We start from the raw sequence: 12,536 nt of genomic DNA, 5'->3' as shown, positions 1-12,536 counted from the left end.
CCAGCAAGCTGGGCTTCATCGTTCGACTTGCATGTGTTAAGCACGCCGCCAGCGTTCGTCCTGAGCCAGGATCAAACTCTCCGTAAATGTTGAATTGCACGACCACCGAAGTGACCGGCACATTTCGCGCACCATGCCACCGGAATAGGTGAACACGATGCAAGTTTGAAACTGACAGAACAAATCATTACTGACTTGCTTTGTTTTGTTTAAATGTTTTCCAAAGGAATCTCTTACAACATCAACCAACCGAAAAGGAAGGCATCAATTGCACGAGGTTTTTGGCATTTGACATTGTGCACGCTGTTGAGTTCTCAAGGATCGGATGCTCCTGCCTTTGGCCATCACGACCGCCCTGCAGGGCAACTTCTCTATTTTACATCTTCCCGGCTTGTTGTCAACTCGGCGTTTCAGCCGCTCTGCGAACAGAGTCATGCTGAGCACGAGTGACACCAGGAGGAAGTCATCCAACCGAGACTTGAAACGGTAACATCGAAATGTTCTCGCTTTTGGCTGGGGATTGTCCCCGCTTGAGGCCGAGAAGCTCTTCCGCTTCCCGCACCTTTGGGGTGACGAGTGATTACTCTACGTGTGTCTCGGGATCGTGGCAAATTCCGCTTGCATCCCGGGCGTGTCGCCCGGAATCACGCGGTTTTCGCCGAGGCGGCCGCGAACGGGTCGGCGCAGGGTCACTGCGCGACACCCGTGCCTGCGCACCAGGACAGGTCGAAACCGGCCTGTGTCCCGACCACCTTGCCGGTGCGGGCGTCGACGACCTCGATCTCGGGGCCGTTGGGCATCGGCGCGTTGGCGTACCCGTCGAAGCCGGCCTTCGCGAAGTCGGGGACGACGACGACCGCGACGTACTCCGCGTTCGGGCTCGCGCACAGTGACCAGATGACGGCACCCGCGTCAGGTCGATAGAGCTCGGCGGTCGCGCCGTCCTTGATCGCCAGTACCCGCTGCTCCGTGGTTCCGGCGGCGCGGTCGTAGTCCGCGTAGATCCTGGCCGACAGGGACTCGGACAGTGCGACGAGTTGTCCGGGGATCTCGGTGCGTGCCACCGAGGGCAGGACGAACGGTTCGCTCTTCCCCGTCGCGAGGTCGAGCACGACCACACCGTCGACCTGTTCGATGACGACCTTGGTGGTCCCCGGGATGTAACTCGAGATGAGTGAGGCCCGGCCGAGCAGCACCGGGTCGGTCGTCGCAGCAGGATCGAGCAGCTCGAGCGAGTTGTCGACTGTGCGGACGAGCATCGAGGAGGTCCGGGGCACGAACGACCACTCCGCCGCCTGGACCGCAGCCCCGTCGATCCCGCCGACCCGGGCGGCCTCCGTGGGTTTCCCCTGCCGCAGCTCGAACGAGTACAGCGTGAGGTTGTCGCCACCATCGCGGCCGAACGACTGTTCCGTGAACAGGAACCCCACCCGACTCTGCGCCGGGGCGGTCTGCAAGGAGGTGATCATCCCGCCCATCGGGAGGGCCACCTCCTGGGTACTGCCGTCGGTCGTGTCCACCACCACGATGCGACCGAGCCCGCTCGTCTCCTGCTCCACGACGATCAGGGAGTCGCCGATCGTCGCGAACTCCTGGATCTTCGCCGCTTCGTACGCGGTCTCGGGTTCACCACCGCCGATCGAGAGGCGCACGATCCGGTCGTCCGCCTTCGTCGCCGCCGAGCCGCCGTCCTTGACCGGACTCCGCACGAGCGAGAACCCCTCGACGGGCGGCGTCGAGAACGACGTCGTGAGCGTGGCCGCCGGTCCGCCACCCGGCGCGGTGACCCCGTCGACCGTGATCCGGTAGTCCGTCGCATAGGCGAGCGGCTCGGGGAACACCAGCGTGATGCCGCCGGCCCCGGTACTGACGTCGAAGTCTGCTGCCGGCTCGATCCGCACCCGGTCCGATCCGAGATCCGCGATCGGTTGGTTCACCGCCAGGACCACCCGCTGGCCCCAGGACTCCACGAGTCCGGTCGGGTCGACCACCGTACGGACGAGCTTCGGCCCCTGGGTCAAGCCCACGACGGCCGCTCCGCCGCCGATGACGACGAGCGCGATCAGCACGATCGCGACCAGTCGGCCGAAACCGCTCCGGTCGCCGGCGGCCTGCGTCGACCGGCCTCGTGCAGCATCCCGGCGATCAGTAGTCATACGGATCCGCCGGCTCCTCGACCTTGTCGACCTTCGCCGTCCCGACCACCAATGGCAGATGCGAGGCGTCGCTCGCGGTGAGCGCCCCCGAGACCTCGACCCAGTCACCGGGCTTGAGCTGTTTGTCCCAGCCGTCGAGCTGCACGGGCACACCGACCGGCTGGGCGTCCACGGCGCAGCAGTTCACGACGAACCGCGAGACGTAGAAGACGTCGGCCGCGTCCGGATCGGCGATCACGAAGCCGACCCCGGTGAAGGCGCGCCCTTCGAGGTCGGCGGGACGCGTCGTCTGGCGCAACAGCGTCGCCCAGTCCTTGATGCCGAAGGTGCTGAAGTCCGGGTTCGAGGTCAGCACCGTCTGGGCGTCCTGCCCCTGGACCTCCCCCGCGAGCGTGCCGGAGTTCACCGCGCGCTGGTCGGCCGTCGCGACCGACAGCGTCGACGGCGGGAGCACCACCATCGCACCGACCACCGCGAGACTGCCCACGACGGAGGCGAGCTGCAGCGCCGTTCGTCCGCGACGCTTCGGCACCTCCTCGACGTCCACGTGGACGAGGACGCTGACGATGCCGAGCGCGACCGCGATGAGCGCCATGATGACGGTGAACACGAAGTAGCGCGGGTGGATGTAGAGGCCGAGGCGGTCGGTCAGCGCGAGCCAGAGGATGCACACGGCGGCGGTGACGAGCAGCAGCACGCCCCACCATCGCTGCCGGAGGCGTTCGAGCAGTGGGACGCGACGATCGCCGGCCGTCGACGTCTCGGCGTGCGCGTGTCCGTGGGTGGCGTTCTGATCAGGCAAGGGCGTTCACTCCGAATCCGAGGGCCGCCGAGAACAGCACGGCGACCGCGGTGATGATCACGAGGGTCCTGGTCGTGTAGGTGGTGCGCATGAGCGCGAGCATCTTGACGTCGACGACGGGGCCGAGGACGAGGAAGGCGACGATCGAGCCGGGCATGAACGTCGATCCGAAGGACAGCACGAAGAAGGCGTCGACGTTCGAGCAGATCGAGACGATCACGGCGAGCGTCATCATCGCGAGCACCGACCAGACCGGGTTCGCGCCGAGGGTGACGAGCACCTCGCGCGGCACGAGCACCTGCACGGCGCCGGCCACGGCCGACCCGATGAGCAGCGCCGGCATGATCGCGCGCGCCTCGGCGACGAACTGCTGCAGGCTGCGCTCCACCTTCGTGTGCTCGTGCCCGTGCTGCTCGGTCACCTCGCAGCTGGCTTGGAAGGTCGGCGTGAGCAGCGAGCTGGGGTCGGGGTGCTTGCTGAAGAGCCACCCGATGAGGTTCGCGAGCAGGAACCCGCCGACGAGCCGGGCGACGAGGATCCCGCCGTCCCAGCCGAAGGCCTGATGCGTCGTGACGATGACGATGGGGTTGAGGATCGGCGCCGCGAGCAGGAAGGTGATCGACTCCGGCACCGTGAACCCGCGCACGATGAGGCCGCGGGCGAGCGGGACGTTGCCGCACTCGCAGACCGGCAGGAACATGCCGAGCAGCGAGATGCAGGCCCGGCGGAGGATCGGCTGCGTGGGCAACCACCGCTCGAGCCAGCCGTCGGGAAGCCAGATCTGCACGAGGATCGACAGCACGATGCCGAGCACCACGAACGGCAGCGACTCCACCACCACGCTGAGCGTCAGGGTCACGAAGTCGCGCACCGCGGTGGGCGGGGTGAGCGCCTCACCGAGCGGCATGAGCGCCCGGAGCACGAAGAGCCCGACCACCACGAGCAGTGCGACGCCGATCAGGAGCGGTGTCCGCAGGTTCCGCGGATCACGCCCCTCGGTGCGACCCCAGTGCTCCGCGCCGTCGTCGTCGGGCGCGGTCCAGTCGTCGTCGACCCCGAGGGTTCCGGTCGTCCTGCTCACTCCGGCCTCACGCGCGCTGGGCCGCCGCCGAGCAGTTCTCGCAGAGCCCGAAGACGTCGACGACGTGCTTCGCCTCGGTGAACCCGTGCTGCGACGCGACCGAGCGCGCCCAGGCTTCGACCTCGTCGGCCTCGATCTCGATGGTGAGACCACAGTTGCGGCAGATGAGGTGGTGGTGGTGGGTGCCCGGCGTGCAGGCGCGGTAGAGGTTCTCGCCCTCAGGCGACTGCAGGGAGTCCGCTTCGCCCTCGACCGCGAGGTCGGAGAGGGCGCGGTACACGGTCGCGAGCCCGATCGGCGAACCGGTGTCGCGGAGTTCGGCGTGCAGACCCTGGGCGCTGATGAATCCGTCGTTGCCGCCGAGGGCCTCGCGGACAGCTTCTCGCTGCCAGGTGTTGCGCTTCGCCACGGGTGCTCCTGCCTGTCGCTTCAAGGGTACCCGGGAACCGCTCGGAGGACGCTCCGAAGCAGCTCCACGCGGACGCGGTGCACGGTCCACGATCATCACGCGACCTTGGCGTGCCGCGTCTCGCCGACGGGTGCCCGACGACCACGTCGCCCGGACGCGGTGCGCGGCCCGACGATGCGGCAGACGAGGTAGATGAGGAAGGAGATCGTCGTGATGTAGGGGCTGATCGGAAGCGATCCACCGATGGCGAGCAGGATGCCGCCGACCGCCGAGACGAAGCCGAAGAGCATGCTCAGCACCGGGACGAGGACGGGCGACGACGACACCCTGAGCGCCGCGGCCGCAGGTGTCACGAGCAGTGCGAGGACGAGCAGCGCACCGATGATCTGCACCGACACCGCGACGGTGAGCCCGAGCAGCACCATGAAGGCGAGCGAGACGAACCGGCTCGGCACCCCACGCGCTGCGGCGACGTCCGGGTCGAGGCTGTCGAAGCTGAGGGGCCGCCAGAGGAGGAGGAGCGCTACCAGCACGACGATGCTGATGACGATGAGCAGGCCGAGCTGCGGGTCGTCGACCGAGACGATCTGCCCGGTGAGGAGCCCGAACTTGTTGGCACTCCGGCCCGGATAGAGCGCGAGGAACAGGATGCCGAGGCCGAGGCCGAACGGCATGAGCACCCCGATGATCGAGTTGCGGTCGCGCGCTTTGGAGCCGAGCAGGCCGATGAGGATCGCGGCGACGAGTGAGCCCGCGAGGGACCCGACGACGACGTTGGCCCCGAACAGCAGCGCACCCGCGGCGCCGGCGAAGGACAGCTCGCTGATCCCGTGCACCGCGAACGCCATGTCCCGCTGCATCACGAACACGCCGATGAGGCCGCCGACGATGCCCAGGACCGCGCCGGCGATGATCGAGTTCTGCACGAGTTCGAGGAGTGCGCCGTAGTCCTGGAAGTTGAACAGGCGTCCCCAGAGGTCGTCGGTGTTCATGCGCCGACCCCCACCGCACCGGTGTGCGGATCGTCGTGGTGATGGTGGTGGGTCTCGCTGTCGGGGATGCCGACCACGACGACCCGGCCGTGGCTGCGGAGCACGTCGACGGGCGTGCCGTAGAGCTCCGACAGCACCTCGCTGCGGAGCACCTCGTCGGGGGTGCCCTCCCGGAACCGGCCGCCCGCGAGGTACAGGATGCGGTCGACCATGGGGAGCACCGGGTTCACGTCGTGGGTGACGAAGACCACCGCGGTGTCGTGCTCGCGCCGACGACGGTCGATGAGTTCGCTGACCCCGCGCTGATGCTGGAGGTCGAGGCTGAGCAGCGGTTCGTCGCAGAGGAGGAGGATCGGGTCGTCTGCGAGCGCCTGGGCGACGCGGAGCCGCTGCTGCTCACCGCCGGACAGGGTGCCCACCGCGCCGTCGGCGTAGGCGGTCGCGCCGACGGAGGCGATCAGCTCGTCGACCCGACGCTTCGTCGCCGCGGTGCGGATGGGGAGACCGAAGCGGTGACCGTCGACGCCGAGGGCGACGAGATCGCGACCGCGCATCGGCGTGCCGGCGGGGATGAGCTTCTGCTGCGGGATGTAGCCGATGCGGCGGTCGCCGCGGTGCACCGGGCCTCCGGCGACCCTGATGGTCCCGCGGTCGAGCTGCTGCTGCCCGAGGATGGTGCGCAGCAGACTCGTCTTGCCGGAGCCGTTCGGGCCGAGCACGGCGAGGAACTCCCCCGGGCGCACCGAGAGGTCGAGGCCGTCCCAGAGCGTGCGTCCGCCGAAACCGAGCTCGGCCCCGGCGAGCGCCAGGACGTCGACGGGGCCTGAGTCGTCGGTCGGACCGCTGGTCATCGATTCAGGGCGTCCGCCACGGCGTCGACGTTCTCGGTCATCCACGAGAGGTAGTCCTTGCCGTCCGGGAGGGTCTCGGTGAATGACAGCACCGGTACGCCTGCGTTCTCCGCGGCGGTCTTGACCTGTTCGGTCTCGCCGCCACTCGTCTGCTCATTGTAGGCAAGCAGCGCGACCGATCCGCCGCCGAAGAGGTCGAGCGTCTCCTTGAGGACGGTCGGTGACACGTCGGTGCCCTCCTCGATCGCCTCGCTGAACGCCTCGGGGGTCCGGTTCACGAGTCCGGCGCCCTCGAGCAGGTAGAGCGGGACGGGCTCGGTGATGGCGACGCCCTCGCCGTCGTGTGCGGTCTTGATCGCGGCCTGGGCCGTCTCGATCGTGCCGAGGGACTCGGTGAAGGCCTTCGCGTTCGCGGTGTACGTGGCGGCGTTCGCGCTGTCGAGTTCGCCGAGCTCCTTGGCCAGCTCGTCGGCGAGCTTCGCCATCGTCGGGAAGCTGTACCAGACGTGCTCGTTGAAGCCCTCGATGTGGTCGTGGCCGTCGTCCTCGGCGTGCGCCTCATCCGTGTGCTGCTCGTCTGCGTGGTCGTCGTCCGGGGCGAGGCCCGACAGGTCGACGACGTTGACGACCTCGACGGACTCGTTCTTGGCTGCGTCGAGGAGCGTGTCGACGAACGGGTCGTAGCCGCCGCCGTTCTCGATGACGAGGTCGGCGTTCTTGATGGAGAGCTGGTCCTGCGTGCTCGCCTCGTAGGAGTGCGGGTCCTGGGCGGCCGAGGAGATGAGCGAGGTCACCTCGACGTCCTTACCGCCGATCTTCGAAGCGATGTCGCCGTACACGTTCGTGGAGGCGACGATGTTGATCTTGCCGTCGTCGGTCGCGCTCGACGCGCCGCTGCCGGAGCAGCCCGCGAGGACGAGGGCGGCTGCCGGGAAGATGGCCAAGGCTGGGAGCAGGGTGCGAGCGCGCATTGATGAACCTTCTCGATCGGGGTGAGAAGGCCAACGGTACGCCTATTGATACTGATTCTCAAAATCGTCCGGCTGGAAGGTTCCTGAGCAGGTGTACTCAGTCGAGCAGCAGCGCCGGCTCCTCGATGATCGACGCGACGTCCGCCAGGAAGCGGCTCGCGACGTCGCCGTCCACCACGCGGTGATCGAAGGAGGCGCCGAGCGTCGTCACGAACCGACTGCGCACCTCGCCGTCGACGACCCACGGCTTCTGCTTGATCGTGCCGAGCGCGACGATGCCGACCTCGCCCGGGTTGAGGATCGGGGTGCCGGTGTCCATGCCGAAGACACCGATGTTCGTCACCGTGATCGTGCCGTTCTGCTGGTCGGCCGGCGGCGTCTTGCCGTCGCGGGCCGTGAGCGTGAGGGTCTCGAGGGCGCGCGCCAGCTCGAGCAGGCTCATCGCCTGCGCCTCCTTGACGTTCGGGACGATCAGTCCGCGCGGTGTCGCGGCGGCGACGCCGAGGTTCACGTAGTGGCGGACGATGATCTCCTGGTCGGTCCACTCGCTGTTGACCGTGGGGTTGCGGCGGACCGCCCAGATCATCGCCTTGGCCATGATGAGCAGCGGCGAGACCTTGACGCCGGCGAAGTCCGTCGAGTTCTTCAGGCGCTTGACGAACTCCATCGTGCGCGTCGCGTCGACGTCGACGAAGAGGGAGACGTGCGGCGCGGTGAAGGCGCTGCGGGTCATGGCTGTCGCGATGGCCTTGCGGACGCCCTTGACCGGGATGCGCTCCTCGCGCTCGTCGGCCCACTCCGGCGTCTCGATGTTGCGGAACACGCTCGCCTGGCTGGCCTCACGGATGACGTCGTCGCGGGTGATCTCACCCGCGAGCCCGGTGCCCTCGATGGCCGTGAGGTCGACCTCGAGGTCCTTCGCGAGCTTCCGGATCGGCGGCTTGGCGATGACCGGCAGCGCGGACGCGGCGGGGATGCTCGACGGCGGCTGGCGGCGCACGGGCGGCTGCGGGGTGACGGCCGGGCTCGCCGGCTCGACGACCGGCGTCGCGCCACGGCCACGGCGACGGCTCGAGGTGCTGCCGGCGCTGCCGTACCCGACGAGCACGGCGCCAGGGCGCGGCTCTTCGGCAGGAGAGACGCTCGCCGCGGTGTCGGCGGCCAGCGTGGCCTCCTCCGACTCGACGACCGCCGGTGCGGGCGCGGTCGGCTCGGCCGTCGCTGCCCCGCCACCGGTGCTCACACTGATGATGGGCGTCCCGACGTCGACGGTCTGGCCCTCCTCGACGAGCAGGGCACCGACGGTCCCGGCGAACGGCGACGGGAGTTCGACGAGCGACTTCGCGGTCTCGATCTCGACCAGCACCTGGTTGACCGAGACGGCGTCGCCCGGCGCGACCTTCCATGCGACGATCTCGGCCTCGGTCAGGCCTTCGCCGACGTCCGGCAGTTCGAACTGGAGATCACTCATCGTGGTTCCTCGTCTTCCTTCGATGTTCAGTACGCCAGCGAGCGATCGACGGCCTCGAGGATGCGGTCGGCATCCGGGAGGTAGACGCCTTCGAGCTTCGCCGGCGGGAACGGGGTGTCGAACCCGGACACCCGAAGAACGGGTGCCTCGAGCGAGTAGAAGGCGCGCTCCGTGACGGTCGCCGCGATCTCCGAGCCGACGCTCGTGAAACCGGGCGCCTCCTGCACGTAGACGAGGCGGCCGGTCCGGCGGACGGATTCGACGAGCGGGTCGTAGTCGATGGGCGACAACGAGCGCATGTCGACGACCTCGACGCTCGTGCCCTCCGTGGCGGCCAGTTCAGCCGCCTGCAGCATGACGCTCACGATCGCGCCGTGTCCGGCGAGGGTGACCTCCGTGCCGGTGCGGACGATGCGGCTACCGTGCAGTGGCGCGGCCGAGCCGTCGAGGTCGACCTCGCCCTTCGGCCAATAGCGGCTCTTCGGCTCGAGGAAGACGACCGGGTCGTTCGAGGCGATGGCCTCCTGGATCATCCAGTAGGCGTCGTTCGGGGTCGACGGGCTGACCACGCGCAGGCCGGCCGTGTGGGCGAAGTACGCCTCGGGGCTCTCCTGGTGGTGCTCGACCGCGCCGATGTGTCCGCCGTAGGGGATCCGGATGACGACGGGCATCTGCAGCTTGCCCTCGTGCCGGTTGGTGAGCTTCGCGAGCTGCGTCGTGATCTGGTTGAAGGCCGGGAACACGAAGCCGTCGAACTGGATCTCGCACACTGGACGGTAGCCGCGCATGGCGAGGCCGATCGCGGTGCCGACGATGCCGGACTCCGCGAGCGGGGTGTCGAGGACGCGGTCGCCGCCGAACTCGGCGTGCAAGCCCTCGGTGACGCGGAAGACGCCGCCGAGTGGGCCGATGTCCTCGCCCATCAGCAGGACCTTGTCGTCCTCGGTCATCGCCTTCCGGAGGCCTGCGTTCAGCGCCTTGGCCATCGGCATGGTGGTCGTCGTCATGCGTTGCCTCCTTCGAGCGAGGCCTCGTAGCGTTCGAGCCAGGCCTGTTGCTCGACCATGAGCGGGTGCGGTTCGGAGTAGACGCCGTCGAAGATGAGCTCTCGGCCGGGCGCTTCGAGGGCGAGCGTGCGGACGCGGGTGTCCTCCGCGAGCGCAGCAGCCTCCTCGTCGACCTCGGCGAAGAACGCGTCGGAAGCGCCGAGACCCTGGAGGTACGTCTTGAACCGGACGATCGGGTCGCGGGCGATCCAGGACTGGAGTTCGTCGTCGGTGCGGTACTTGGTCGGGTCGTCGCTCGTGGTGTGGGCGCCGACGCGGTAGGTCATCGCCTCGATGAGGCTCGGGCCGTGGCCGGCGCGGGCGTCGTCGAGGTGCTTCGCCGCCGTCGCGTAGCTCGCGAGCACGTCGTTGCCGTCGATGCGGACGCTGTCGAGGCCGAAGCCGGCCGCGCGCTGATACAGCGGCTCGCGGGCCTGACGGGAGACGGGGACGGAGATGGCCCACTGGTTGTTCTGGAGGAAGAACACCTGCGGCGTCTGGTAGCTGGCGGCGTAGATGTACGCCTCGTTCGCGTCACCCTCGGAGCTCGAGCCGTCGCCGAAGTAGACGAGCACGGCCGTGTCGCGGTCGGGGTCGCCGGTGCCGACGGCCTTGTCGAAGTTCAGGCCCATCGCGTAGCCGGTCGCGTGCAGGGTCTGGGCGGCGAGCACGAGGGTGTACAGGTGCATGTTGCCGTTCGACGGATCTGCCGGGTCCCAGCCGCCGTGCGTGTTGCCGCGCATGAGGCGGACGATGTCGATGGGGTCGACGCCGCGGATCATCGCGACGACGTGTTCGCGGTAGGAGGGGAAGATGTGGTCCTGGGCCCGCGCCGCACGGGCCGAACCGACCTGCGCCGCCTCCTGCCCGTGACTCGGCGGCCACAGCGCCATCTGGCCCTGGCGCTGCAGGTTCGTCGCCTCGATGTCGAAGGCGCGGACGTTCGCCATGTCGCGGTAGAACTGCTGCAGGTCGGTCTCGGTCAGGCGATCGAGGAACGGCTGATAGCGCTCCGCGTGTTCGTTCGGCGCGAAGGTGCCGGCCGCGTCGATGAACTGGACGCTGGGCACGGTGGGGTCGTCTCCGGAACGGCTCATCGTGAGCGCACTCCCTCTCGTGTCGGGTGGTCGGCCGGCAGTCCGGCGAGGATCTCTGCAGCGGCGGCGAGGAGCGGTTCGATCGACTCGGCTTCACCGATCGAGATGCGGACGCCGTCGCCGGGGAAGGCACGGCCGACGATGCCGTGCGCGAGGAAGGTCTCGTTCGCCGCGGCCGTCTGCTCGCCGAGGCCGAACCAGACGAAGTTGCCCTGTGCCGCGGGGATGAACCAGCCCTGCTCGCGGAGTGCGGCGGCGAGGTCATCGCGTCGGGCGGTGATGACCGCGACGCGGGCTCGGATGTCCTCGGCGTTCTCGAGTCCGGCGATGGCCGCCTGCTGCGCCGGCGCGGTGCTGGAGAGCGGGATGGCCGCGTTGCGGGCGCCGTCGAGGACGAGCTCGTGGCCGATGGCCCAGCCGACGCGGAGGCCGGCGAGTCCGTAGGCCTTCGAGAAGGTGCGGAGCACGACGAGGTTCGGGTGCTCGTCGAGGAGCGGGATGCCGTTGATGGCGTCGTCGTCCGTGACGAACTCGCGGTAGGCCTCGTCGAGGAGGACGAGCACGTCGGACGGCACGGAGCGGAGGAAGGCGAGGAAGGCGGCGCGCTCGACCACCGGGCCCGTGGGGTTGTTCGGCGTGCAGACGATGACGACGCGGGTGCGGTCGGTGACGGCTGTGGCCATCGCCTCGAGGTCGTGGGAGCCGTCGGGCCGGTTCGGGACGCGCACGGACGTCGCGCCGGCGACGGTCACGAGACCCGGGTAGGCCTCGAAGGAGCGCCAGGCGAAGACGACCTCGTCTCCCGGACCGGCGGTCGCGGTGATGAACTGGCTGAGGAGTGCGACCGAGCCCGCCCCGATGTGGATGCGTTCCGGCGTGACTCCGTTGGCTTCGGCGAGCGCCGTTCGCAACGCGAGTGCGGCGCCGTCGGGGTAGCGGTGGGAGTTGGCAGCCGTGTCGGTGATGGCCGAGAGGACGGCGTCGAGCGGCGGGAACGGGACCTCGTTGCTGGAGAGCTTGAACGCGTCGGGTGCGGCCGGCTTGCCCTGACGGTAGGGCGGCAGATCTGCGATCTCCGGACGGAGACGGACCGGGCTCCGGCCCGGCTGAGCGGCCGGCTGGGCGGTGGTTGGCAGGTTGTCACTCACTCGACGAGTCTAGGCCGCGAAGGATACCTGCGTCGGAATGCAGTGCGCCGGTCCGAATCGGCCCTTTGCCCGCTGTGGCAAGGGTGGGAGGATTGCCCTCATGGGACGTTTTCTGCTGAACCTGATCGTCAACGGCTTCGCCATCTGGGTCACGACCCTCATCGTCGCCGGTGTGAACGTGACGCCGTACGCGCCTGGCGGCACGCTGGAGACGATCCTGACCTTCGCGCTGGTCGCGCTCATCTTCGCGGTCGTGAACACCATCATCGGTTCGGTCATCAAGGTGCTCGCGTTCCCCCTCTACATCCTCACGCTCGGTCTGATCGGGCTCCTCATCAACGGACTCCTCCTCCTCATCACCGCGGGCATCAGCGGCTGGTTCGGGTTCGGCCTGACCGTCGACGGCTTCTGGTGGGGCGTCCTGGGGGCGATCGTCATCTCGATCGTGAACTGGCTGCTCGGCATCGTCATCCGCCCGAAGACGAAGGACTGACACTCAGCTCCACCACCCG

12 protein-coding genes and 1 rRNA gene are annotated in these 12,536 nt (G+C 68.5%); 1 reads left to right on the top strand and 12 read right to left on the bottom strand.

Annotation, left to right across the window (positions count from 1 at the left end):
- The 12 genes from ACQ3HE_RS12960 to ACQ3HE_RS12905 form a co-directional block, all read right to left on the bottom strand.
- A 16S ribosomal RNA gene (locus ACQ3HE_RS12960) occupies nucleotides 1-87 on the bottom strand; the annotation flags it as partial.
- A gap of 602 nt (nucleotides 88-689) precedes the next feature.
- A complete protein-coding gene (locus tag ACQ3HE_RS12955; protein WP_430893074.1) occupies nucleotides 690-2,156 on the bottom strand; it encodes a hypothetical protein in 1,467 nt (488 codons plus the stop codon).
- Nucleotides 2,146-2,958, bottom strand: a complete 813-nt coding sequence (locus tag ACQ3HE_RS12950; RefSeq protein WP_241160967.1) for a TIGR03943 family putative permease subunit — start codon at nucleotides 2,956-2,958, stop codon at nucleotides 2,146-2,148. Before ACQ3HE_RS12950 ends, ACQ3HE_RS12955 begins: the two co-directional genes overlap by 11 nt.
- Nucleotides 2,951-4,039, bottom strand: a complete 1,089-nt coding sequence (locus ACQ3HE_RS12945; RefSeq protein ID WP_369821859.1) for a permease — start codon at nucleotides 4,037-4,039, stop codon at nucleotides 2,951-2,953. The genes ACQ3HE_RS12950 and ACQ3HE_RS12945 overlap by 8 nt, the downstream gene beginning before the upstream one ends.
- 7 nt (nucleotides 4,040-4,046) lie before the next feature.
- Nucleotides 4,047-4,448: a Fur family transcriptional regulator gene (locus ACQ3HE_RS12940; RefSeq protein ID WP_079704165.1), complete on the bottom strand. Its 402-nt coding sequence runs from the start codon at nucleotides 4,446-4,448 to the stop codon at nucleotides 4,047-4,049.
- Between the two features lie 95 nt (nucleotides 4,449-4,543).
- Complete coding sequence (locus ACQ3HE_RS12935; RefSeq protein WP_159876301.1) at nucleotides 4,544-5,440, bottom strand: metal ABC transporter permease; 897 nt, start codon at nucleotides 5,438-5,440, stop codon at nucleotides 4,544-4,546.
- A complete protein-coding gene (locus ACQ3HE_RS12930; protein ID WP_064296038.1) occupies nucleotides 5,437-6,291 on the bottom strand; it encodes a metal ABC transporter ATP-binding protein in 855 nt (284 codons plus the stop codon). The genes ACQ3HE_RS12935 and ACQ3HE_RS12930 overlap by 4 nt, the downstream gene beginning before the upstream one ends.
- Nucleotides 6,288-7,262, bottom strand: a complete 975-nt coding sequence (locus ACQ3HE_RS12925) for a metal ABC transporter solute-binding protein, Zn/Mn family (protein ID WP_079704168.1) — start codon at nucleotides 7,260-7,262, stop codon at nucleotides 6,288-6,290. The genes ACQ3HE_RS12930 and ACQ3HE_RS12925 overlap by 4 nt, the downstream gene beginning before the upstream one ends.
- Before the next feature lie 97 nt (nucleotides 7,263-7,359).
- Nucleotides 7,360-8,733, bottom strand: a complete 1,374-nt coding sequence (locus ACQ3HE_RS12920; protein WP_430893073.1) for a dihydrolipoamide acetyltransferase family protein — start codon at nucleotides 8,731-8,733, stop codon at nucleotides 7,360-7,362.
- A 26-nt stretch (nucleotides 8,734-8,759) separates the two neighbouring features.
- Complete coding sequence (locus ACQ3HE_RS12915) at nucleotides 8,760-9,740, bottom strand: alpha-ketoacid dehydrogenase subunit beta (RefSeq protein ID WP_079704170.1); 981 nt, start codon at nucleotides 9,738-9,740, stop codon at nucleotides 8,760-8,762.
- Nucleotides 9,737-10,876 (bottom strand): thiamine pyrophosphate-dependent enzyme, encoded by a 1,140-nt coding sequence (locus tag ACQ3HE_RS12910; protein ID WP_079704171.1) that lies wholly within the window; start codon nucleotides 10,874-10,876, stop codon nucleotides 9,737-9,739. Before ACQ3HE_RS12910 ends, ACQ3HE_RS12915 begins: the two co-directional genes overlap by 4 nt.
- Nucleotides 10,873-12,024: a histidinol-phosphate transaminase gene (locus ACQ3HE_RS12905; RefSeq protein ID WP_430893072.1), complete on the bottom strand. Its 1,152-nt coding sequence runs from the start codon at nucleotides 12,022-12,024 to the stop codon at nucleotides 10,873-10,875. Before ACQ3HE_RS12905 ends, ACQ3HE_RS12910 begins: the two co-directional genes overlap by 4 nt.
- Nucleotides 12,025-12,124: 100 nt before the next feature.
- Between ACQ3HE_RS12905 and ACQ3HE_RS12900 the strand changes: the two genes are divergently transcribed.
- Nucleotides 12,125-12,517 (top strand): phage holin family protein, encoded by a 393-nt coding sequence (locus tag ACQ3HE_RS12900; protein WP_191939856.1) that lies wholly within the window; start codon nucleotides 12,125-12,127, stop codon nucleotides 12,515-12,517.
- Nucleotides 12,518-12,536 lie beyond the last annotated feature (19 nt).

Source organism: Plantibacter auratus (assembly GCF_050587365.1).
Classification (GTDB): domain Bacteria; phylum Actinomycetota; class Actinomycetes; order Actinomycetales; family Microbacteriaceae; genus Plantibacter; species Plantibacter auratus.
This window is presented reverse-complemented; position numbering and strand designations above follow the sequence as displayed.

Coding starts and splice junctions, on each gene's coding strand:
- ACQ3HE_RS12900 (WP_191939856.1), top strand. CDS start 12,125: ATGGGACGTTTTCTGCTGAACCTGATCGTCAACGGCTTCGCCATCTGG.
- ACQ3HE_RS12935 (WP_159876301.1), bottom strand. CDS start 5,440: ATGAACACCGACGACCTCTGGGGACGCCTGTTCAACTTCCAGGACTAC.
- ACQ3HE_RS12925 (WP_079704168.1), bottom strand. CDS start 7,262: ATGCGCGCTCGCACCCTGCTCCCAGCCTTGGCCATCTTCCCGGCAGCC.
- ACQ3HE_RS12910 (WP_079704171.1), bottom strand. CDS start 10,876: ATGAGCCGTTCCGGAGACGACCCCACCGTGCCCAGCGTCCAGTTCATC.
- ACQ3HE_RS12915 (WP_079704170.1), bottom strand. CDS start 9,740: ATGACGACGACCACCATGCCGATGGCCAAGGCGCTGAACGCAGGCCTC.
- ACQ3HE_RS12955 (WP_430893074.1), bottom strand. CDS start 2,156: ATGACTACTGATCGCCGGGATGCTGCACGAGGCCGGTCGACGCAGGCC.
- ACQ3HE_RS12920 (WP_430893073.1), bottom strand. CDS start 8,733: ATGAGTGATCTCCAGTTCGAACTGCCGGACGTCGGCGAAGGCCTGACC.
- ACQ3HE_RS12930 (WP_064296038.1), bottom strand. CDS start 6,291: ATGACCAGCGGTCCGACCGACGACTCAGGCCCCGTCGACGTCCTGGCG.